Here is a 21,326-nt window from a genome sequence, read left to right as displayed (position 1 = left end):
AATAGAGCGTTCTGTAGCCTCTTTAATCCTCTCATTTCTGAAATCAAAAACTCTTGAATCAGAAGTTCTTTATTCATTTTATCAATCCCATTACCAAGGCCATCTGTAAATAGCGAGAGCGGCTTTATAGCTCACCTAATCTTCTTTTTTGCAAGTCATTGGGCAATCTCATTAATCCATGTTACGAGGTGAACACAAGTAACGGGAAGCGCTAGGTCGTCCTATTTCGCTTAGTGTCCTTAATACGCTGTGTTTGGCACTTGATATCGCTCATCGATCACGGTAAACCGTTTATAACAACTTAGTGAATGTCGCGACTACCTCTCGGTATCCGAAACCACCATGCCGTCTTTAATCGTGATGATACGCTTGGTATGGTCTGCTAAGGCGTTATCGTGGGTAACGATGATAAGAGTTCTGCCTTCGCAGTGGAGTTGATTAAACACAGCTAAAACCCCCGCACCAGATTTTGAATCTAGCGCACCTGTTGGCTCATCAGCTAGGATGATCTCGGGATCGTTGACGAGAGCTCTGGCTATGGCGACTCTTTGCTTTTGGCCGCCTGAAAGTTGATTTGGTTTGTGGTTTAAGCGGTCGCCTAACCCTACTTGCTCTAATAATTTGGCTGCACGTTGGCGACGCTCTTTCGCTTTGATACCCGAATACACCAAAGGCAATGCGACATTATCTAATGCAGTCGCGTATTCCAGTAAATTAAAACTCTGGAATACAAACCCTATCTTCTGGTTTCGAATCCTTGCTAATTCATTTGAACTTTGGATCGCCACGTTTTGACCACCAAGTTGGTATTGTCCGTCGGTCGGTTTATCTAGGCAGCCAAGCATGTTCATCAATGTCGATTTTCCTGAGCCCGAGGGACCAAGAATGGCCAGAAATTCACCTTGTTGAATGGTTAAGTCAACGCCATCTAATGCGCGTACTTCCGTTTCTCCGCTTGAATAGTATTTACATATATTGGTGAGCTCAACAAGCGGCTTACACGACATGATCTTTCCAGAGTTCTTGCTATTCACTTTGTAATGCCTCCAATGGGCTCACTTTTGCGGCTCGGTGCGCTGGCAGCCAAGCAGATACGACGCCAACGAACACTAAGGTGGAAATCACAATTGCAACAACGCCCCAAGACAGTTCAGGGACTGGTTTGCCTAGTTCCTCATAGAGCTTGTTTCCTTCTAGACTTATCGCGCCTATTACCGATACAAGCGCATAAGTGACGCCCAAACCCAATACGCCGCCTAACATCATGGTCATCAAAGATTGCACTAAATAGTGCAGACGAATGGCGGTAGGAGTCGCACCGACAGCCATTCGCACGCCTATGTCTCGGGTAGAGCGTTTCACAGTGGCATACATCACATTAGCAATCCCGACACCCGCTACAGCAAGAGTGACAAAACCAATGATGCCAAGGAAGCTTTGTAAGCCAATCAAGAATTGCTGCATGCTTTTTTGGCGTAGGAGCATATCTATAATTTGCACCGCCTGAGTATCACTGCTGCTGACGCCATACTTACGAGCCATGATTTGGCGAATAGTGGCAGCAAGTTTTTTTCGGTCTGCGCTCGCTTGTGGCTCGACATTAATGCCTTCGATTTCACCATTGAGATAAAAACGCTTCCACGTTGTTAATGGCACAAAGCTGGAATAATTGATCTGTTCGCCCAGCTCGACTAGAGCACTGTTTTTTTTTAACACGCCAATCACTGTGAACGCTTCACTGCCAATCTTTACCGTTTTTCCAACAGGGTCGCTTTGTAATACCTCTGGCGCATACCATGAGAACTCATTGGAAGAGTTGAACAAGTTTGCAGCCAACGTGTAACCCAATACAACGACTTTGCGTCTGTGCTTTTGGTCAAACGGGTTTAGCCAGCGCCCACCCTCCATTGGGACTAGATTCGTCATGGAGGCAAATTCTGTTGTCACGGCCAATGGTTCCTGCCATGCGCTGCGGTCACCATGGGTAATACGCTCCGTCCACCTTGCCGTTGATGAAACGCTTTTCACTTCTGGGAGAGCTTGAATCACTTCCGTATCGTCCAGTTTTAAGATCATTAATTTGCCTTCGTAAAACGCGCCATAATCGACACTTATCCGACCAGCGCTCAAATGAATCAGGTTACCGTTCCCATTTTTCGCCGTTCTCATTACGCCCTGGAGAATGCCTTCGCCCACCGCCAACATGGCTGCGATACACAGTGTCGCCCATGTGACAGCAACAATGGTCAATCCCAAACGAAGTTTTTCTGCGGCCATCTCTTCAAATATTTGTCTCATTGGTAACAACATGATTATGCCCTCGCACTCAAAGCCACCACTGGCGCAAGACGCGATGCTCTTCTTGCAGGGAAATAAGACGCCAACAATGCTAGAACAAGTGTCACTAATAATGACCAAACAATGGAATTAGGCGTGATAACGGGAGACCCTAGCCAATTAGGCAAAGCCATAAACGCAAGTAAATCAACCGTCATATAGGCGATCGTCAAGCCAAACACGGTGCCGACCATAACCAAAAATAAACCTTCGAGTATAAATTGAGTAAGTATCGATTTTTGTGTGGCGCCAATCGCTAACCGCACACCGATTTCTCTCGTCCGTTCCGTTACAGAAAGGAACATAATGTTGGCCACTCCAAGCGCACCAACCGCCATGGTCATTGCTCCGCTCGCACCAAGAAAGAGTTGAATGCCCCGAAAAATACTCTCATACAGGGCACTGCGTTCACTCCAGTCCGGTAGGTTAAGGGCTTCGTTATCTGTGGGATCAAAGCGCAATTGCTTTGCATAAAAGGTAACGATGGCCTGTCGGAAAACCGGCTCCGCCATACCGCTGATAGGCTTTAACATCAGCGATATTGGCTTATCCTCCCACAAGTCTAGATACGTGGTATAAGGGATAAAAACGATCTGGCCGTCAATATACATGCTGCTCGCGTCTTCGTCTTTGATGATACCTATCACCCCAAAAGGGATTCCATTTACTTTGATCTTTTGCCCAATGTGGATTTCACTCACTTGTGCGATATGAGCGCCTAACACAGCAACGCGTGTGTGGTTAACCATATCACTCGGTGTAAAGTTGCGAGAACCCAGTTCTAGCTTTTGTAGCGTCATAGAGAAGTGAGGCGGTGAGATGCCGTTCACATAGTTTGTTAAGCTCTGTCCTTTGTCGTTGGTTACGGTCGCATCCATTTTGGCGTAAACGCTGACTGCCGCCTCGACAAAACCTGACTGTGTGATCATATCGACCTTCTCTTGCGGAATATGAATTGGGCGTCTTGAAGGCATTCCTTGCCATGGTTTACTCGTGCTCCGTGGGTACGCAGATTGGACATTCTTGGCCATAAACGACAACTGCTGAATTTGATAGCGATAAAAGCCCTCACCCAACGCGATCAGCACCACGACGGATATCACCCCCCAAGCAATGGCAATAATGGCCAACATACTTTTCACACGATGCGCCACCAGCGTTTGCCATGTTTGCTGTAATAAACTTGTCATGAACTAAAAAACTGGGAAATCAATATCATGGAATCATCATCCAACTTACCTGCGACCTTCAATAAGCCGATGCGTTGACGCCAATAATTGTATAAGTGGGTTTGTAATTTATGTTTTGACTCGAACAATTGATTGTATGCGTTGATCACTTCCGATACTTCGGTCAAACCTGCCTCGTAGAGCTTCTCTTTACTACTCAGCACTTTCTCGTGTGACGTTACTAGTTCGTTCGCGATCAATACTCTATCCCAGTTGATATCCACTTGAATAAACTGTTGGGTTACGCGTTGTTGAATATCGATTTCTACTTCACGTAGATTTTGTCTCGCAATGAGAACATTGAGTGATGCGGTATCGACTTTGGCGTTTATCGCGCCGTTTATATCAATTGGCACATCGAGAGTAACGCCGGCGCTAAATTCGTCGGTATTGCTATCATACCCTACGCTACTGGTGATCTTTGGGTAATAGCCTCCTGTCGCCTCCTTTTTCTCTAACTCGCTGGTTTTGACATTCTGCATTGCTACCAAGAGTTTTGGGTTACTGTCTTTAGCTAACTTCACCCACTGCTGTTTAGACTCTAAGCGCATAGGGGGTTGAACGAGAGGTTCCGTGCGGATTTGATCGACATTTTTCGGGAGTAGGTTGGTTAACGCCGCCAGTTTGACGCGTTTGACTTCTAGATCAGCTCGAGCATTCAACAACCCTGCTTTTGCCTCGACGTGATTTGCGCTGATCTCTTCGACATCGACCGATTTCACTTTACCTGCAAGGTAACGCTTCTCAATAATCATCAGCAGCTTGCTGGATTTTTCTAGTTTGGATTTCGCCAATTGGATTTCGCTCTGCGCACTTGCCACATCCAAGTAACACAAAAGCAGCTTCCCTGCTAAGTTATTGTAATACAAGGTAAGACTTAACTTAGCTTTGATGTAATTGGCTTTGGCTTTATCCAAAGCTGACCACGCACTACTGTCCCAAATGGTCTGATTAAGGGATGCGCCATAATTAGGGGGGGTCGTTGCTGACTCATTCCACCCTACCGATGCCTTTGCACCCAAACTGGGTAATAGTGGACTTCGCATAGCGTCCACACCAGCGTCACTAACTTGGACACTTATCTTGGCTTTTTTGTAACCGGGATCGTTTTGTTTCGTCTGGTGCCAAGCTTGTTCAATTGAGATCGCGTCGCTCGGTAAACTGACGGTCGTAGCCAAGATCAAACACCCGAACCTAGATATGGGGAACTTAACCATGTGGTACTCCCATCATCATGCTGTTGTCGATAATTTGGTCATCTAATTCGACACCATCCAACACTTCAACATGGATACCATTGGACAAGCCCAACGTCACTTTCTGCTTTCGGAAACCTTGCCTAGAGCTATCCGGGATCAGCACGTATGGCGTATCGCCATCAAATTGCAGGGCGCGCTCAGGGACGGTTACTACATTCTCTGATCGCTTCAAGGTAATTTTAGCGGTTGAGGAGAAGCCCGAACGTAGTCGAACGTCTTGTGGAATGTTGAGCTCACCCACTTCCACTTCAAATCCATTATCAAAGCTTTTCTCCCCCTTCGAATTGTTGCCTGACGAGTTTAGGCTCTCGGACTGAATCGCCACTTTCGTGATCACGCCCGATATTTCGACATCGGGATAAGGAGCAACAGCAACCATTACCGCCATACCCTGAGAAAGTTGTGCTGCATCATATTCACTGACATGACCTTTAAAGATCAGGTTATTCATGTCAGCCAATGACATCATTTCTGTCGCGGTTTGGCTCGATTCTGTCGAGATGATGGGCTCACCAACTTCAACTTTTCGGTTCAATACCGTGCCATCAATTGACGCAGTGATGGTTGAGGTCACACGAGCGTCACCGATAGAGGCTTCACCGCTATGGATCAACTCTAGGTTATGACGCTTTTGTTGGACGTTCGCTTGTTCTGATTTCACCGCTGAACGTGCACTGACATAAGCGTCAAAGTTTTTTGGGATGATTTTCTGCTTCACCAAGCCTTCCCAGTTAGCCAGTTTTTGTTTGTGCGACTCCAAGTCCGCTTCGCTACGCTTCAACTCTGTAAAAGCTAGCGTAAGAGCTTTAGGGGTAGGATTTGGACGCACTTTAATCAACGGTTGGCCCTGTTTAACTTCCTCACCAACTTTAACGTAGATTTCGCCCACGATACCGTTAATCTGCGACTTAATTAACACCGAGTGCGCCGGAACAATTTTGCCGACCGCTATGGCTTGTTTTTCAATGGTTCTTGCTACCGCAGAGCGTGTGGTGAAATCATTCGGCTGAACCGAAGATTGCAAATATAAATAGACGCCACCGCCAAGCAATGTAGCGCTCACAGTAGATACCAGCCAAGTTTTTGCCATCATTGATACCAATTGTTGTTGTGTTGTCAGTGAACATCACATGGACAAAAAATTGTAGCGATGTTCAATATTCACCGACAAGTTTCGACTTCTCACCAGGCACCAAATCAACCTAAGCAGTTAATTAGTCTGATATTTATCAAGTATTCTTGTTCGGAGCTACGAAATCAGGGTCTCACACTGATACAAACTGAGAAGCAAAGCATATTAATAAGAAGCTATGAGGCGCCTTACGATGACCAACAGCAATTGACCCCATTTTGGCCCTGCCATGTGCTCGTTCATTCAGTACCTCAAATGGGGAGTGAGCGTATAGAACCTAGCGGGCTCGTCAGCTCTAAACAAACTGAGTTTTTGCGTTCGGTGATCACTCGGAAACAATCTCGACGGCCGGTATCAATAACTTCTGAGAATAAATAACGTTCAACTCGAATATCGTTAGTACGAGTGATTATGTAGCTTAACAATTTCATTTTTATCGTTACCCTAGGGTCTCTTTTCACCAAAGCAAAGTTCTTAACTCGCTCCAGGAATTCCTTCGTGTCGATCTGGGCAAGAATGTCGTAATTTATCCGATGTCCAATGGTGTTCTTTGTGTAATCTACTCTGTCGAAATCCGCATACGAAACCAACAGTTTTTCATCTTCGGTAAACAAAATAGGACCAATTTCACCATCCCACCCCACTCCACCATTCACCCCTATTTCTTGATCCGTTAATGGCACCACCGTGTATCTATAATTGTGGTTTGACCAAAATGAACGCGTAATATCGGGTTTGATACCAGATCTCAACGAAAACGCATCCGCAGCAGCTTCAGAATAAGGACTCGCGATCCCATATGCTGCAAGATGTGGGGTGTACACACCTTTACAATAGAACACATCAAAGCTTGTATCCCACCCAGCACAGAACACACCCGTAGCACTATCCGGAAGATAAGATATCTGCTGCCCTTTTCCTTCAGACTTAGTCTGAAACCGCTTTCCATTACCACGCGTTGAAATAATGGCCGTACAAGTATCTAATAGGCCGATATGATCATGATATAGAACAGGGTGACTTTGTATGTTGGGAAGTAAACGTGTATCTGACAAAGCGAAAGGACGTGTAGACCAAAGAGGCTTAATATCCTTATCATCAAATATTTCAGTTTGTCGGCAGTACGGCAAAAAATCCGGAGCTGAAACGATAGAATAAGCCGCAATATTGAGACAACGGTTTAGTCTCCCTCCGCCATGAATCGTCGAAACCTTAACGTAACCGTCCCCTGAATGATCGACATAATGAAGAATGTTATCTTCATTTGATTCTAGGTAGGTCTTAAGATCATCTTGCCAGTTTACATCTTGCGTCATCCCTGTGAATTGGTTTTTGATGGCATGCCTTATATACAAAAACTCTGGTGTCGATCGTGGAAAAATCGACAAGTTTTCGCCTGCTTTTATTCGACTCGCAATGGGGACAGCGCGAGGCATCAAACGTAAGCTAGAGTGACACAAATTGATCTGGTGGCGTCTGTTCATCAAGGAGAGTGAAAAAGGCTTTCTGAGATCAACAAGTTTTTCTTCAGATTTGGCTACCTGTATCAATTCGGCGTGTATGGCCGGACATAGTATTCCCAACTCAGCGTCATAATCTGCAATGTTTTCATTTACTTTAAACGGGTAACTACCCCGTTGTTCTGGTTTACTACCGACTTTTAGATCCATACCGTCCGACAGAAAATCGTGTACCTTCTTAATCTTTTCGTTGGCGTGGTATGTTGAATATTCCAGATTTAAGTTCAACCCTTTTACACACTCACTCCCATTAAAAAGTTTGTGGATCGGTAGCCAAAAATCTAACTGTTCATCTTGATAAGAGGAAAAAGGATCGCCTCGCTGACCCACATTCAAGCGATGTCCTAATATAGATTTACTGCCTTTTACCTTCATCGCCAGATAAGCATCGTACTTTGCAGGTAAAACGCGCGTACGATGAGGATCATCAGCGAATCTCGAGACAAAACTTCGTCGTTTTTCATCGTAGCATGGAGGCGCATCTCCTACGCGAGTGATCCCCGTTCGAGAGTACACCATATCAGCATGTTTCTTGTGGACGGTTTCATTAGAAACTCGATATTGATTGGCGAATACGACTACGGCACATTCTTTTGAGTCTAAGTACTGCTGTAACTGGTCTAGTTTCAAATTCGCTAAGGCGAAAACATTATTTTCAATCACATTTAGAGCATGTAACGAAGGAAATTGAGTTAAAGGAATTTTTTTTTCTTTGTCAGCCCACATCACGAGCGGCGAGGCAAAAGCATGGTACAACAGACTATGCGCGGGTTTCGATGGCGTAATGGCCTGATTACCTTCCTGAGCAAACTCTCTAAAACCAGGAATCGTTCGATTAACGTACAGTGGTTTTTGAAGTTCAGAAGAGAGATCTGAAGCACAGATATTGAGCCCATGCTGACTAAAAAGATCCCCCCAACCATAGGGTGCCATTTGTCGCAATATCTCTTTTAATTCATCAATAAGCGCCATTATTTTCCTCCCTAATCCCCTCGCTGTAACAACGCATGCTTGTCGTTTTACAATAAGAAAACTGGCAGGAAACACCGATACAGTAAATAGCCTTACTGCTAATTAATTATTATTTATGCATCACTTTTACCAAGCATCAGGGGTTGGTTAACAGGACTTCCCCTGCACCAAATTAAATAGCAAATAACAGTCTTATATCCCTGAGACCAAATAAGTCGCTACTTTCAGAAGGAAAATGCCAATTTCCAATACTTAAATAGCGATAAATTACTCCTTAACAATCGAGGTGCATGTTTATATAAATCCACTGGCTAATAAAACGTACATCACCAATAAGGGCACCATAAAGATGGGAAATTATTATAGCGAAACCAATCCAAGTTATTCCATAAGGATTAATTAAGCCTACGCCCTCGGCTATACACGATTAACAGCAATAAGCGTCAATTAAAGACCTTCTACGATAACACTAAATAAGGAGTTGATGATGGACATCGTACCAACAGAACGTCAAATGAATGCTAATCAAGCTATTGAAAACATTGTAAAATGGTTTGAGGCGCACGACATAGACTCCTCTCTTACAACAAGCCGTAATTATCTAGTGGCAACCGTTCAATTATTCAATTCGAAAAACGAATTCTTAGCCTCGGGGGCGGGCAAAGGCCCTTGGGCAATTATTGGGGCATACTACGAAGCGTTTGAACACCTTTTATTGGAACATCAATTTATTTCAACCAATACGTCAATTCGTTCTTTACGCTACTGGTTGGGATCAGAAGATCATCACGAAGACTGTCTTTTTGGGAAGCCTCTTAAAGAATATGAAGATGGGCTTTTGAAGTTTTCTCGATATTACTCTCTTCTCAATGCGCGAACCTACCTGCTCCCTGAAGTGCTCATCAATCCTTTTTATAAAGAGCCTCTTATCAATAACGACGCATTTCAATTTCTTAAGCCGTATTCAGTCAACAGCGGTTGGGCCTCTGGTTCAACGTTCGAAGAAGCCATTTTGCATGGAGCAAATGAGGTGATCGAATGTCATCATATGAGTGAGCTTTACAAACAGTGTATTGGTCATAAAACCTCCTCTGGTTCGGAGGGATTTTACAAGATAAAATTACCCTCGGCTCTATTGGTGCACCCCTTATCCATTCCCAACCTTGACCAAGTTTCGGTCGTTATGTCGAAAACAATATTAGGATCTTATTTCTGTACTTGTGTTCTATTGTCCGACCTCAGCCCGATGGCGCTACGTTCATCAGGCGTCTCATACTCAGAATATCATGCCATTGAGCGAGCATTGTTTGAATTGGAGGAAACCATCGAACTCTTCACCACCAAACGACGTGACTGCGAGATCCAAGCAGCTAATTTATTAAGCTGTACGCCTAAACTAAGCAGATTGATAAAACTCTCGAGTCTAGACGAGCTCCCCTATAAGGATCTGACCTCATTATCCCCCACCAGTCATTACAAGTTTAGTGCCCATTATAGGAACTTAATACAAGCCTTAGACGATAATAACTGGACCCTACTATTTCATACCGCTTTTCAAACCACCAATATATGGCTGGTGTCTGTCTTTATTCCCGGGTTAGAGCGATTCAACGTCATTGACAAAGGTCACTGGGTCGTACCATTAGGGAATAAATGATGATGTCACCTTTTCATTGATACAACACACCCGAGCACGCATTTTCTGTTACCACTACGGTCATTAGGTTGATCAATTTTCATAAATATATGACGCGGAGAACCAATAAATAACCCATTATTTATTACACTATTCGAACGAAATCAGCCAACATAGCATTGTGTAGCGTTGAAGAAGAAGTTGATGTTGATGAAGTTGATGGAGAGGAGGGGTACCTGGGTAACACTAGCCTAGTCGGTTGACTGGTCAACTTTACCCAATATATTTTTCCAACGTAGGCACACAGTAGTAAATGTTGTAACAGCAAGAGTTTCCTGTTTGGTTAACACTTTACGCAGTATTTAGGCTACAACGTTGCTCCACCTACGGAACACCGGACTGTAGCCATTTTTTTCCCATGGAACCTGTATTAATAAGGCATGAACAACTTCCAAGTTTAGGTTCAACAAACTTACCCCACATTGAAAGAACCAGAAGCCTCGTAGAAATAAAGCGGCATTTATGGCCTAGAAATGCCAGAAACCCAAGTATGATCAAAATACTTCCTGCCCATCGTGAAATAGTTGCCATCCAATGACTACTTACCTTACATCGACGTAGCAAATAATCAGACATTATTACACTTAATAGATAGACACTACTGAATACGATATTCGTAATCGTTCCTAAAATCAGTATTTGCAACCAAACAGCTGCACTATCGCCTTCTCGAATAAATTGAGAAAGAAATTCGATATAAAACATCGCGGCTTTGGGGGGGATTACGTCAACAATAATGCTGTCGATAAAGGCTCTTCTGGCACTATCCCCTCAAGGTGAAAAGGAGATTTTCTGACTGTTTTTCGTTATTACAATGCGCTTTAATCCTAGCCAAATAAGGTAAAGCCCTCCGAGTTTTTGCATTGTTAAATAAAGTTGAGGAAGGCTACTGATAAATACAGCAGAAATACCCAGCTCTTCCGAGGGAATATGAATGTAGCCACCAATGTGCAAACCAAACACTCTGACCAGACCTATTTTTCTCCCACTCGATACTGTTTACGCTACGCTATACAATATTGCAGCTCCTGGAATATATACATAGAGCAACGTCACTGTCATATACGTGATTAACTCGGTCCCCCGAAAGCATCAGGTATCATCCAAACAGTATTTGAACGTTTGAAGTTCCTTGGCTAAATCTGCCACGACGATTCTAGCATGGTCATCAAAACAACGCGTTAGAAGGCAACCGGCAATGACCTTAGCAAGTACGACAAGCGCGTTATGGGTGATCCCTAAGCGAGTCACTTCGGTGACTCCAATACGAATACCTGAAAGCCGATGTCCATCGCCCGGTAAAGCAACTGCATTAACAAATATACCAACGTTCTCCAGCCGATACGTTGCAGCTTTTGCCCCCTCTGGGTAACACCATTTTACTATTATCTGATGTGTCTCAGTGTAATCGGGTGCGCCGAGTACCTCTAGTCCTTCACTGTGTAAGAGTGAGGCAAGCCGTTTGGCGTTATTTATGCCTGTTCTCATGTACTTTTTACCAAAAGTTCTCATTTCGATGCATGTAACAACCAGTGAAGCGACTCTATTTAGTTGATGAGATCCGGTTAACGTTGGAAAGATCATGGTTTCTATAGGCCTGGACAAGTGGTCATCATTCCAACAAATGATTCCGCCTTGAGGCCCACTGAACGTTTTCCCTGTGGAGCCCGTAAAAACATCAGCCCCTTCCAATATCGGGTTGGGGTAGACACCCGCAGCAATAAGCCCCGCTTGGTGTGCACCATCAAAAAAAACACGGCCCCCCCACTGCGAAATAATGTCTTTGATTTCTCTAACAGGAAAAGGAAATAGATGTACCCCAGCGCCCAAACTCACTAAAAGCGGTTTGTGAACATTCGCAAGGTATTCAAATTTATTCAAGTCGATTTTCAGAGTTTGTGGCTCTATAGGGAAATCGATAATCGAGTAGTCGAGTATTCCAGGTGGCCCCATTTTATAATTGGATAAATTCCCTCCATAGAATGGATTGAGAGCAAACATATTTGTAATGTTAAAACGTTTTTTTAACATTGAATACACCACCGTATTAGCGTGTACCCCTCCCATCAGTCTTGGGTCAGAATGTTTACATTGAAATAGATCGTTAATAAGTGAAATAGCCAGCGCTTCAATTTCATCCGCTTGATCAAGCCCTGTAAAATAGCGACTCCTACGGCCTATCTCACCACACGATGCTCGAGTACCAAGCTCGCAGCTTAATAAATGGCGAGCCTGACGACTCATTGGACTATCAGCGGCGACAAGGTTTATTCCTTGCTTGCCACGGATCTCGTTATGCCTATCAAGTATGCTGATAAGGTGTTGATATAGCCTATCTCCCGTCAACGATACCACCAGTTTTTTAGCCTTGTTGATTAGGGTATGGTCGTGGTAACTGTTTTCTGAAAGCAAACGGAACCTCCTCACTCTTGGCGGTATTTATTCCTACCACCAGACAAATCCAAACCAGAAACCAGCAAATTCGTGTATTCTGAGATGTTAAGGTTGGAGCCGTCAAGAACGTCACCTAAATGTCGACCGGAGTAAATTTCAGCATCCGTTGTCGTGATTCGAATATTCATGGCCAATCTTTCTGTGTTCGACATGTTGACCAATGAACAATGCATTGTTCGCTCAGCAAAAATGACAAACTCTCCCTTCCTCATAGGCATGGTAACGATGTCGGCGTCATCATCATTAACCCAAAAGGTTTTCTTAACCATCATCTTTTCAAATTTTGCCATCGCATATGTTTTTACCTCTTCGTAAGGCTCCCCTACCCAATCATAATCGTGAAAAATGGCAGAAGTATCCACATCTAGAACCAAGGCGAGATTATTCACCCGTTGAACAATGTCTTCGACCGTACTGCACTCTAGAAAAAGGTCTCGCCAAAATTCATACTTAGGCATGCTGACCATCGTTTTTCTGTACTGTTTTTTGTGAGAACCACAAATAAAGCGTTGAGGCGCACACTCGATTTCAACATCCGTTAACGCAATCCAAACGGTTAAATTCCACCAACCTTTGTCTCTACAATTGGGCCCCAGACTCGGTATGTTATTTCCTATTTCTTCCCAATCAAAATCGCCCCACTCTCGATGCCAACCAGTACTGGTTTCAAGGGATCTTTTATGGCATATTTTCGACCGCCACAGCACCAAATCCTGTCCTGCTAACGATCGCAAACAAGACACTAATGTGGGGTGTGTGACAAGCTCTTCGATGACGGGTGAAACGAGGTGCCAATCATGAACTGAATAACGTCTATGCAAGGGGTGCACGCTAGGATTAGAGATGATCTCTTTAACTACTTTTACAGCGCCATTAAGTAAAAGCTCGTTAGCAAATCGAGGCAGCGGCCCTACAAAGCCACAATCGATAAAACACTGTATTTGTTGTTCTGTAAGACCTTTATCTTCAATATTCATTTAACTTCCTTGCGTAACGTCACATCTTAGTTCAACCTCTAATTTGCCAAGTAGTCATTCAATAGGAAGTAATTTAAGGATAATTTATTAGGGAAAAAGGAAGCAGTGTCGCTGTAAAAAAGCGCTCAGAAAATCAGACAGCAGCCCAACTAAAGAAAGAAAAATTCCTCATCTGGCTACCTTCTTAAACAATTCGTTATGTTATTTTCTTGTTTTTATAGACAAAATAGGAAACTTATTAACTGCAAAACTGATGATTACAGACATTACCTCATTACCTTTAAAGCTCTGAGAAAAATTCGAAGGGAATATGTAATCGCCATTCGCCAAAGTGGACAATAAATGTTTTTCTGTCAATGTTCTACGGCTACTTGACTCGTTCTTCAACGTTACAACAGCCCAACGCTCGCCTCCCTCTTCACTCAGCAATATATAGTTGATAACCGTAAAATCGCTTATATTCGGTTCAATATTATCTTCATTTGGAAAGGCCAACTCGAACCTTTCAGAAACAACTTGCTCAATATTTATCGCCTCATAGTCATCTGATAAAGCAGAGAAAGACAAACACAAAAGAGCAGAAATAATGTACTTACTCAATTTAAACCCTCCAATTATAAACGCTTATTAGTCCGAGAAGTCGGCCTAGAAAACAACGAACTAATCACTAGCCACTAACTCTATTCCGCTAACTTAGGACAACAAAAATCAAAGAGAGTGAACACGATAAAAAGCTTGGGTCGCTTCCAATTTAAAACGCAACGATTGTAGAGCACCCAACAGTTAGCTTAACCAGTAAGCTATGTCTGCGCTCTTCACGTGGCAAATAATTAATGATTAATAATTAGCGCCTAATGGCTATCTACTTGTTGTACAAACAGCAGCAAGTTACACCTTTATGGTCATCAGATCTTTTCGGTCTATCTAAATCGAAATTGGACAGGAATGAGCTAGAAAAATTGAGCGGTTAGCATTGATATCATGAGATCAACTAATGAGAACACTTTATATTTAGTAGTTGAAGACAGATTGCATTGAATAGTTACCCAGATAGTACTTCGGGTAACAGGATATAGCGCCTCCGCATACTCTATCCGTAACAGTCTACTCATCACCTTCATTAGAACAAAAAGTGGCCTAGCTAACCAAATGAGACCACACTTATCCAAAAGGCAAAACCTGCCCCTTTATCTATGTTGTTTTCGTTTTTTATTAGCAACCTAGTATTTTACCTTTTAACTTCCCCTCATCAACTAACTTACATGCTGTCATATAAGAGGTAGATTTGTAATCATCTGTAAAAGGTGCTCCTTTATCTACAAGATTTTGTAGGAAGGCTATATTTTCATTCTCGGAAGTAAAGTTAACGATCAGTGTCCTAATTGTAACCTCTCTATCATTTAAGCGAATTTTACGGCGAACAACTTCAGTATTAGGTAAATGAATATACTCATCTATGTGGCTTCCCATTAAATTAACACTAAGAATGCCTACACGTGAGACGTACAGTTCAAATTCACGTTTCATTAGTCAATAACCTCTATTTTCCATTTTTTTGTAATATTTGGATTATCTACTCTACCCTGAGCAGGAGAAATCGTTACTTCTTGAGAGCCATTTGGAAGGTGAAACCCTGGTCCTCTAAAAAATCATTCCCTTCTAGCGGAGATAACTATTTATGGGATGGCGCTTAAGTCGTTCGGATAACTCCCATAAAGCTATTCGATTAGAATCATATTTGAGAAGCTCGTTCGCTTCAGATGCCTTACACCAACGAAACTCTGTGTGTTCCGAAGATAACTGTGCCTCACTCGAAACCTGCACTGAGAATGAGTATTCTGGTATCACATAAGGGTGAAGGCTCCATTCTTCATGACCAGAATAAAACACTCGCGGTAACATACACATAGAATCTAGTTGAACCCATTCAATACCTGTTAACGAGGTTTCTTCATATAATTCTCTTCTTGCAGCTTCAAGCAAAGACTCATGATCTTCGCCACCACCAGAGATTGCCTGCCATTCACCATTGTCTGTGCGGCAAGCAATCAGGAATATGGGGTCTTCCATTTCAAATTTGTATGGGAATATAAGTACCTGAAATGGTGCTCTCATTGAATTAGTTCCACTATTGTTACGCGTCCATAGATATTACAATCATTAGAAAAAGTTGGGGAATTTTCAGATTAAATTTTTCACGATTTTGTTGTGCAAACTCGGAAAGGGGCATTTTCGTGTTTCATGCCCCGTCAGCAAACCTCTGGACAGAGATACGTTAGAGGTTTTTCTAATTTATCGATCTATGGATTATCTCCAGTATGGGAAACCTTGATAGGCAAAAAGCAAGGCCTGCCCCCGTCAGCTCTGAGAATAAACTATTGCTGCTGGTCTTTATTCCGCTCTGCCAATGCAAACCATTGCTTTGCTTTGGTAAGGTCCTTGTCGACCGCGATCCCCTCTTCATAGAACACTCCAAGTTGATGTTGCGCCTTGGTGTCGTTGTTCCTCGCAGCAAACTGATAGAGTCTGAAGGCTTCCTGAACGTTTTTGTCGACAACGATGCCCTTTTCATACATCTGACCTAACTCAAACTGCGCCGGTCCATAATCCTTGCTAGCGGATGAGTAAAAGTAGTGATATGCGACCTCTTCGTTCTTTGGTACACCTGCGCCTAACAGATAGTGTTCACCCAGGTTAAATTCAGCCATGAAGAAGCCTTGATCTGCAGATAACTGATAGAACTCTACTGCTTTCTCATAATCAACCTCGCCCCCAAGACCTCTACCATAAAGGCGGCCAATATTATTCTGAGCCTTCATATGACCGTTGTCTGAAGCTTTAAGATACCACTCCATCGCCACAGTATGATCTTGTTCAACACCCAGCCCATAATCATATGAAACAGCCAGGTTATACTGCGCCTTGGGGTAGCCGTTTTTTGCTGCCAACCGAAAATATTTAGTACTTTGCACGAGATCCTGTTCTGTACCGAGACCCTCTCTATACACTAAGCCCAGCTGATTGATCGACTTAACATGCCCCAGTTCTGAAGCCTTGGTTAGATAATCTAAGGCCGTCTCATAACTTTGCTCTACCCCATTGCCCGAGTAATAGCTTCGCGCCAGCTCAAACATCTCTGTTGCCTCATCATTGCTATTTTTTGCAGTTGATTGGGGGTGTTCAGAAGCAAAAGTAGAAAGTGATAGAAAGCATAGAACAAACGTTGCAATGCTTTGTATACAGTAATGAATCCTCATGTTTAGCATGGTCATTCCTTTGTCATGCGTTAAGCGTGTATCTAATCCGCAGTGTAGGCCATGGATATTGGTATATGTAAAAGCCATTGGTCGTAGCGTGAGATAATACTCAACCTTTTATCAAACTGTTGACTTTATCACGATCTTCGCATCGGCCAATCTGACGATTATTCTAACCAGTTGCATTTGAAGCTCACTAACGATGACACTCACATACCCACCAAAGACCAGAGGAATACCAATGGTAAGCTGCCCCCAAATGTTACACATCTGCAAATCCTGCATACAAGGAACTCAATGCACCACGTGGGGTCAGGCACTGCCTTTTGACCCTCATTGCTTCTGTATATCAAAGTTAACTAAACATCATTGTTTGACTTGGAGGCGTAACTCATTTCGGGGCAAAAGCGCGTTAGCATGCACAACGTACGAGCTGTGATCACAATGCACAACGTACGAGCAAGCTAAACTAGAGGAAAAAGAACGCTCAGCTCTCGTTCCAGTGATATTCAATATCAACCAGCATTTCTACACCTTGATTCATTGCATCCCACAAAACTGGAGCAAACATTTTAAGCGTTTCTAAATTGGAACCCTCATCGTTACTACTGTCGCAAGTATCTTTATCAATCTCTAACCACTTTTGTACTGTAAATGCTTCAGCTCCTTGGTAAAACCAGTCACCGACTTCTTCTTTTATATGGCTCTCTGAGCCTGTTTTAATAAAAACACGTCGCCCTTCACCAGACGCATAATAATCGATCACGACAACCTTAAACATCTCTCTAGACTCTTGTTCTGTCGTTGAGGCTATGTCATGACTCATATTAGTTTCCACCCTTAAAGTTACAGTTTAATTCAAGCAAATTTACTAACTACACTACTTGATGTCATAGCGCTATAGACATAAATACTTTTCATGGCCTTGATTAATGTCGTCCCTTTTGAGAGATCGCCATTTACCTAAGTTTTGTACTACTTAAGCAAAACTGAAACCATTCTTCGATTCCATGGTTTACCATTAGGTGAACCTATTCCACGCTCATTAAGTGTATCTGCTATTTGCTGATGGAACAGCCCTTTCTCACTTAGTTCTCTAACTGTCGACACAATATCATCCCTAGATGTTATCGATGTGCGCACAGGGTCCAAGGACGGTGTGCGCACACTTCTACCTTCGATAGTCTCGTATTGAATCCTCAACATGCAAGCTTGTTTGACCCAACGAGAAAATGATTCTCTATCCCCCTTGAGGCGTTCAATTTGTTCAATGATTTCATGCTCGAAGCGAATATTTTTCTTTGACGAGTTACGATTGGTATTGCTGTTTAAGACTATGTATTTTTTATCCATTTCGTCTTATCCAAATTAAGTGTACGCACACCTATATGATCATTGTGCGCACAGTTGCTGCTTCGCTATTAAACAGCTCTTTTGTATTTTTTCTTTAGGTGGTTTTTATAATGGTGATGAGATGGGCTTGCATTGAATCTTTGCTCGGTAATATCATTAACCGCAGATAATTGATCTGAAAAACGCACTATTTTTTCGATTCTATTGACGACATTCTTGTTAGTTCTTGGAGTAAGTGCGTCACATAGAATTTCGTACCAAGGGTATTTAGTCTCTGCCAATTGACCTAGTGGGACACCAAGTATCGCCCAGTTCTGGCATTCGTGTTCACTTGGGCAATAAGCGCCTCCACTTTTTAGAATCGGAAAGACCTTTCCAACATCGTGTATCAACCCCGCCATTAACGCTAATTGACACTCTATCTCTGATAGCTTCAACTGATTCGCTTGATTCCAAGACAACCTTGCCGTTTCCACACTATGCTTTAGCAGTCCGTGTGGGTAGCTATGATGATGTTTATGACTTGCAGGAGCAGTAATAAATATTGGTAATAAGGCTGGATCCTTTTTCCAAAATTCACTGAAGCACTTAAGTTCGTCGATGGTGACTAACTCATTCAATTCAATGAACTCGATAACCATCTCAATCGCACCTTGCTCTATATTGATTAAGCACTCTCTAAATTGTTGATATGTGAACACATCTAGTAAAGGACTCGTTGAGTTAATAATAATCTGACCAGCTGAGTTAACTTGGCAGTCAATCTTCAGTAAGCTTTGACATTTCCATGTCCCTCTAAGAGCCATTGGGGAGACCTGAACACAATAGACTTTTCCCTTAACTACCACCTCACAGCAAAGTGGTGAACAAGGCAGCGGTAGCATCGCCCCTTTTATCCAACCTAACGTTATCATTATGCTACTCCTCCATTGCCTAGGAACCTAACAAAAGCACTGCCATCTCTACGCGTTAAATTAGGCACATAGCGTGAATAAACCCGAAAAAGCATAGTGGTGGTTGTATGCCCCATCTGATTCGCTATCCACTCTGGCGACTCTCCTGATGCAAGTAACAATGTCGCGAATGTGTGACGTGTCTGATACGGGTTTCTCTTTCTTAGCTTTGCTTTTTCAAGAATTGGATACCATATTGTCCGTGACACCATTGCGTAATTGAATGGTTTACCCTTGTCATTGGTAAATACAAATTCATTGCCTTTCACACCGCCTTGATGATGGCGCTTGAGTGCATCAACAACACGGTCAATCAAGTTTATTACACGGTAAGACCCGTCGGTTTTTAACCCTTTGACCTCCCCTCTTACATACCCTTGGCTCACCGTAATGGTTTTGTTTATCAAGTCCACGTCTTTCCACATTAAACCATCGACTTCATTGGTTCTCATCCCAGTGAAAAAACGAGTGAGATAATAAGCAACAAACTCTTCTGGGGTGTTATCTATGAATACATCTATTTCCGCTAAAGAAAAGGGGTCGACTTCCGTTCGCCCTACTTTTAACGCTTTAATGCTTTTCCATGGAGATGGAAAGTTATAGCGCTCAGCAGCTTCGTTAAGCAGCATACGTAAAGGCGTCATAATATGATTAATTCTAGAGGCACTTAAGAACTGCCCTTTTCGCCCAGGGACTTCCGAAAGAATTGAACGGAACTGTAAAATTTGACCTTTATTGATAGAGCTTATTTTCTTCTGGCCAAAGGTTGGTAATAAGTATTTATCTATCACACCAACCACATCCAAATAGTGACCTTTACTCCATTCGATTTTCATTTCGCCAAGCCAAATAGTAACGAATTCATTAAACCTTGGGCTTTTGGGTGAATCAAAGTATTCCGTAGACGCTCTTTCACGATCATTTATCTTATCAAAGCGATCTTTAAGTTTGCTACTAGGAAAGTATTTACTGTAATCAAACGAGCCAAGCGTGATTTCTGCATCGATTCGTTGCAGTAATACCTCTAATTTTTTCCGATTCGGTGGGTTATCTGCTAGTTTTGTCGACTCACGGCAACGATGCCCTTTATATCTAAAGTCGATATACAACAGATTACCACGCGCATTTACGCTACCCATAAGCCATCTCCTACTTCAGAAGTAATGATTCGATCGTTATTCCGTTTAGCATCTCTTCTTCTATTCGTTCCCAAATGAACAGAATTTTTCTTCCACCAAATGGACGAATGTAATGGATGCCTTCAAACAACACAGAATCTTTAAGTTGCTCACGAATTACTCTTTGATCGTATTTAATTACCAAAGAAAGCTCTTCTGTTGTTAGGTAGGTATATGCCATAATCATTTCCTATCTTTGTCGCTACAATTTGTAGCTCTAGAGAAACAATATGGCATAAATTATAACCTGTCAACACCATTTTGTATCTTTAGCGAAACATTTAAGGTCTTTATAGAAATGATCAAATGCCACCTATCAACTTTACTTGGTGCTAGAAAACTAAAAATTGCTGATGTAGTAAGGGATACAGGGATAAATAGAAGTACGGTTAATCGACTCTTTCATGAAACTAATAACCGTGTTGATTTTGAAGCGCTAGAAAAGCTATGCCTATATTTGGATTGCTCCGTTGGTGAGCTTCTCGAAGTAGTTCCCGATAATGAGCAGTGCTTAGACTAAGTCACACGTCTTCAAACAAACCAAAATTGAATGAATAATACCATGTCGGTCACACTGTGGTCTCAAAATGGTCACAGTCGACTTTAAGGGTTAAATAGTAAGTTGTTGCTCAAACGCCAGACACACGAAAACACGCCATTAAGCGCTACAATTATATTCTAAATTGTGACCAGATTTTCTAAGAGAAATTTCGCTCGGATTGAGCTATATGGAGCGTGCAGTGGGAATCGAACCCACATCATCAGCTTGGAAGGCTGAGGTAATAGCCATTATACGATGCACGCATAGAGACGATGTAATATTGGAGCGTACAGTGGGAATCGAACCCACATCATCAGCTTGGAAGGCTGAGGTAATAGCCATTATACGATGTACGCACATCGCGTTGGAACGAGGTAGATAATGCCACATATACCTGAAAAGAAAACCTTTTTTTTACCTTTAGCATCTAAGTGTGCAAAGCTTCACCAATAAGCGTTCATATCACTC

The 21,326-nt window shown here is 42.7% G+C and carries 20 protein-coding genes and 2 tRNA genes; 2 read left to right on the top strand and 20 right to left on the bottom strand.

From position 1 onward, the window contains the following. Positions 1-317: 317 nt before the first annotated feature. The 6 genes from L4D20_RS03490 to L4D20_RS03465 all read right to left on the bottom strand — a co-directional run bounded on the left by L4D20_RS03490 (position 318) and on the right by L4D20_RS03465 (position 8,449). Positions 318-1,007, bottom strand: a complete 690-nt coding sequence (locus L4D20_RS03490) for an ABC transporter ATP-binding protein (protein WP_428800749.1) — start codon at positions 1,005-1,007, stop codon at positions 318-320. A gap of 19 nt (positions 1,008-1,026) precedes the next feature. Beyond that, positions 1,027-2,310, bottom strand: a complete 1,284-nt coding sequence (locus tag L4D20_RS03485; protein ID WP_428800157.1) for an ABC transporter permease — start codon at positions 2,308-2,310, stop codon at positions 1,027-1,029. A 2-nt stretch (positions 2,311-2,312) separates the two neighbouring features. Continuing rightward, complete coding sequence (locus L4D20_RS03480; RefSeq protein WP_428800156.1) at positions 2,313-3,527, bottom strand: ABC transporter permease; 1,215 nt, start codon at positions 3,525-3,527, stop codon at positions 2,313-2,315. Beyond that, complete coding sequence (locus L4D20_RS03475; RefSeq protein ID WP_428800155.1) at positions 3,524-4,783, bottom strand: TolC family protein; 1,260 nt, start codon at positions 4,781-4,783, stop codon at positions 3,524-3,526. The genes L4D20_RS03480 and L4D20_RS03475 overlap by 4 nt, the downstream gene beginning before the upstream one ends. Continuing rightward, the gene (locus L4D20_RS03470) at positions 4,776-5,915 is read right to left on the bottom strand and encodes an efflux RND transporter periplasmic adaptor subunit (RefSeq protein WP_428800748.1); all 1,140 of its coding nucleotides are present in this window, start codon (positions 5,913-5,915) and stop codon (positions 4,776-4,778) included. Before L4D20_RS03470 ends, L4D20_RS03475 begins: the two co-directional genes overlap by 8 nt. A gap of 293 nt (positions 5,916-6,208) precedes the next feature. After that, positions 6,209-8,449 (bottom strand): hypothetical protein, encoded by a 2,241-nt coding sequence (locus tag L4D20_RS03465; RefSeq protein ID WP_428800154.1) that lies wholly within the window; start codon positions 8,447-8,449, stop codon positions 6,209-6,211. A 484-nt stretch (positions 8,450-8,933) separates the two neighbouring features. Between L4D20_RS03465 and L4D20_RS03460 the strand changes: the two genes are divergently transcribed. Then, positions 8,934-10,106 (top strand): YcaO-like family protein, encoded by a 1,173-nt coding sequence (locus tag L4D20_RS03460; RefSeq protein ID WP_428800153.1) that lies wholly within the window; start codon positions 8,934-8,936, stop codon positions 10,104-10,106. Between the two features lie 1,131 nt (positions 10,107-11,237). Here the strand turns inward: L4D20_RS03460 and L4D20_RS03455 are convergent. The 12 genes from L4D20_RS03455 to L4D20_RS03400 form a co-directional block, all read right to left on the bottom strand. Continuing rightward, entirely contained in the window at positions 11,238-12,557 is a 1,320-nt protein-coding gene (locus L4D20_RS03455) for a serine hydroxymethyltransferase (RefSeq protein ID WP_428800152.1), read from the bottom strand. An 11-nt stretch (positions 12,558-12,568) separates the two neighbouring features. Next, the gene (locus tag L4D20_RS03450; protein WP_428800151.1) at positions 12,569-13,576 is read right to left on the bottom strand and encodes a phytanoyl-CoA dioxygenase family protein; all 1,008 of its coding nucleotides are present in this window, start codon (positions 13,574-13,576) and stop codon (positions 12,569-12,571) included. 201 nt (positions 13,577-13,777) lie between these two features. Continuing rightward, positions 13,778-14,176, bottom strand: coding sequence for a hypothetical protein (locus L4D20_RS03445; protein ID WP_428800150.1), 399 nt, complete (start codon positions 14,174-14,176; stop codon positions 13,778-13,780). Positions 14,177-14,788: 612 nt separating this feature from the next. Then, positions 14,789-15,103: a hypothetical protein gene (locus tag L4D20_RS03440; protein WP_428800149.1), complete on the bottom strand. Its 315-nt coding sequence runs from the start codon at positions 15,101-15,103 to the stop codon at positions 14,789-14,791. Positions 15,104-15,235: 132 nt separating this feature from the next. Then, complete coding sequence (locus L4D20_RS03435) at positions 15,236-15,691, bottom strand: NUDIX hydrolase (RefSeq protein ID WP_428800148.1); 456 nt, start codon at positions 15,689-15,691, stop codon at positions 15,236-15,238. A gap of 260 nt (positions 15,692-15,951) precedes the next feature. Continuing rightward, the gene (locus L4D20_RS03430; protein ID WP_428800147.1) at positions 15,952-16,842 is read right to left on the bottom strand and encodes a tetratricopeptide repeat protein; all 891 of its coding nucleotides are present in this window, start codon (positions 16,840-16,842) and stop codon (positions 15,952-15,954) included. Between the two features lie 111 nt (positions 16,843-16,953). Continuing rightward, positions 16,954-17,103 carry a hypothetical protein gene (locus tag L4D20_RS03425; RefSeq protein ID WP_428800146.1) on the bottom strand — a complete coding sequence of 50 codons (150 nt, stop codon included), beginning with the start codon at positions 17,101-17,103 and terminating at the stop codon, positions 16,954-16,956. Positions 17,104-17,320: 217 nt separating this feature from the next. After that, positions 17,321-17,659, bottom strand: coding sequence for a hypothetical protein (locus L4D20_RS03420; protein ID WP_428800145.1), 339 nt, complete (start codon positions 17,657-17,659; stop codon positions 17,321-17,323). Between the two features lie 149 nt (positions 17,660-17,808). Next, on the bottom strand, positions 17,809-18,186 hold the full coding sequence (locus L4D20_RS03415) for a YlcI/YnfO family protein (RefSeq protein WP_428800144.1): 378 nt from the start codon (positions 18,184-18,186) through the stop codon (positions 17,809-17,811). A gap of 68 nt (positions 18,187-18,254) precedes the next feature. Beyond that, entirely contained in the window at positions 18,255-19,100 is an 846-nt protein-coding gene (locus tag L4D20_RS03410; RefSeq protein WP_428800143.1) for a hypothetical protein, read from the bottom strand. Next, on the bottom strand, positions 19,100-20,278 hold the full coding sequence (locus L4D20_RS03405; RefSeq protein WP_428800142.1) for an Arm DNA-binding domain-containing protein: 1,179 nt from the start codon (positions 20,276-20,278) through the stop codon (positions 19,100-19,102). The genes L4D20_RS03410 and L4D20_RS03405 overlap by 1 nt, the downstream gene beginning before the upstream one ends. A 10-nt stretch (positions 20,279-20,288) precedes the next feature. Further along, on the bottom strand, positions 20,289-20,498 hold the full coding sequence (locus tag L4D20_RS03400; RefSeq protein ID WP_428800141.1) for a hypothetical protein: 210 nt from the start codon (positions 20,496-20,498) through the stop codon (positions 20,289-20,291). Positions 20,499-20,615: 117 nt separating this feature from the next. On the opposite strand from L4D20_RS03400, the gene L4D20_RS03395 reads away from it, so the two are divergent. After that, entirely contained in the window at positions 20,616-20,837 is a 222-nt protein-coding gene (locus tag L4D20_RS03395; RefSeq protein WP_428800140.1) for a helix-turn-helix domain-containing protein, read from the top strand. Positions 20,838-21,046: 209 nt separating this feature from the next. Here L4D20_RS03395 and L4D20_RS03390 read toward each other — a convergent pair. Together L4D20_RS03390 and L4D20_RS03385 are read right to left on the bottom strand one after the other, a co-directional pair. Beyond that, positions 21,047-21,121 (bottom strand) — tRNA-Gly (locus L4D20_RS03390). 18 nt (positions 21,122-21,139) lie between these two features. Beyond that, positions 21,140-21,214: transfer RNA gene (locus L4D20_RS03385), tRNA-Gly, on the bottom strand. Positions 21,215-21,326: the final 112 nt, after the last annotated feature.

Origin of the sequence: Vibrio kyushuensis, assembly GCF_050337325.1 — a bacterium.
GTDB classification, from domain to species: Bacteria; Pseudomonadota; Gammaproteobacteria; order Enterobacterales; family Vibrionaceae; genus Vibrio; species Vibrio kyushuensis.
Note: the sequence above shows the minus strand (reverse complement) of the source record. Positions and strands in the feature narration are given on the sequence as shown.

What these genes read in the sequence shown, in the direction of transcription:
- L4D20_RS03490 (WP_428800749.1), bottom strand. Translation starts at nt 1,007, where the DNA reads ATGTCGTGTAAGCCGCTTGTTGAGCTCACCAATATATGTAAATACTAT.
- L4D20_RS03470 (WP_428800748.1), bottom strand. Translation starts at nt 5,915, where the DNA reads ATGGCAAAAACTTGGCTGGTATCTACTGTGAGCGCTACATTGCTTGGC.
- L4D20_RS03435 (WP_428800148.1), bottom strand. Translation starts at nt 15,691, where the DNA reads ATGAGAGCACCATTTCAGGTACTTATATTCCCATACAAATTTGAAATG.
- L4D20_RS03480 (WP_428800156.1), bottom strand. Translation starts at nt 3,527, where the DNA reads ATGACAAGTTTATTACAGCAAACATGGCAAACGCTGGTGGCGCATCGT.
- L4D20_RS03440 (WP_428800149.1), bottom strand. Translation starts at nt 15,103, where the DNA reads ATGAAACGTGAATTTGAACTGTACGTCTCACGTGTAGGCATTCTTAGT.
- L4D20_RS03415 (WP_428800144.1), bottom strand. Translation starts at nt 18,186, where the DNA reads ATGGATAAAAAATACATAGTCTTAAACAGCAATACCAATCGTAACTCG.
- L4D20_RS03465 (WP_428800154.1), bottom strand. Translation starts at nt 8,449, where the DNA reads ATGGCGCTTATTGATGAATTAAAAGAGATATTGCGACAAATGGCACCC.
- L4D20_RS03430 (WP_428800147.1), bottom strand. Translation starts at nt 16,842, where the DNA reads ATGCTAAACATGAGGATTCATTACTGTATACAAAGCATTGCAACGTTT.
- L4D20_RS03475 (WP_428800155.1), bottom strand. Translation starts at nt 4,783, where the DNA reads ATGGTTAAGTTCCCCATATCTAGGTTCGGGTGTTTGATCTTGGCTACG.
- L4D20_RS03450 (WP_428800151.1), bottom strand. Translation starts at nt 13,576, where the DNA reads ATGAATATTGAAGATAAAGGTCTTACAGAACAACAAATACAGTGTTTT.
- L4D20_RS03400 (WP_428800141.1), bottom strand. Translation starts at nt 20,498, where the DNA reads ATGGCATATACCTACCTAACAACAGAAGAGCTTTCTTTGGTAATTAAA.
- L4D20_RS03460 (WP_428800153.1), top strand. Translation starts at nt 8,934, where the DNA reads ATGATGGACATCGTACCAACAGAACGTCAAATGAATGCTAATCAAGCT.
- L4D20_RS03425 (WP_428800146.1), bottom strand. Translation starts at nt 17,103, where the DNA reads ATGTGTAACATTTGGGGGCAGCTTACCATTGGTATTCCTCTGGTCTTT.
- L4D20_RS03420 (WP_428800145.1), bottom strand. Translation starts at nt 17,659, where the DNA reads ATGAGTCATGACATAGCCTCAACGACAGAACAAGAGTCTAGAGAGATG.
- L4D20_RS03485 (WP_428800157.1), bottom strand. Translation starts at nt 2,310, where the DNA reads ATGTTGTTACCAATGAGACAAATATTTGAAGAGATGGCCGCAGAAAAA.
- L4D20_RS03405 (WP_428800142.1), bottom strand. Translation starts at nt 20,278, where the DNA reads ATGGGTAGCGTAAATGCGCGTGGTAATCTGTTGTATATCGACTTTAGA.
- L4D20_RS03395 (WP_428800140.1), top strand. Translation starts at nt 20,616, where the DNA reads ATGATCAAATGCCACCTATCAACTTTACTTGGTGCTAGAAAACTAAAA.
- L4D20_RS03410 (WP_428800143.1), bottom strand. Translation starts at nt 19,100, where the DNA reads ATGATAACGTTAGGTTGGATAAAAGGGGCGATGCTACCGCTGCCTTGT.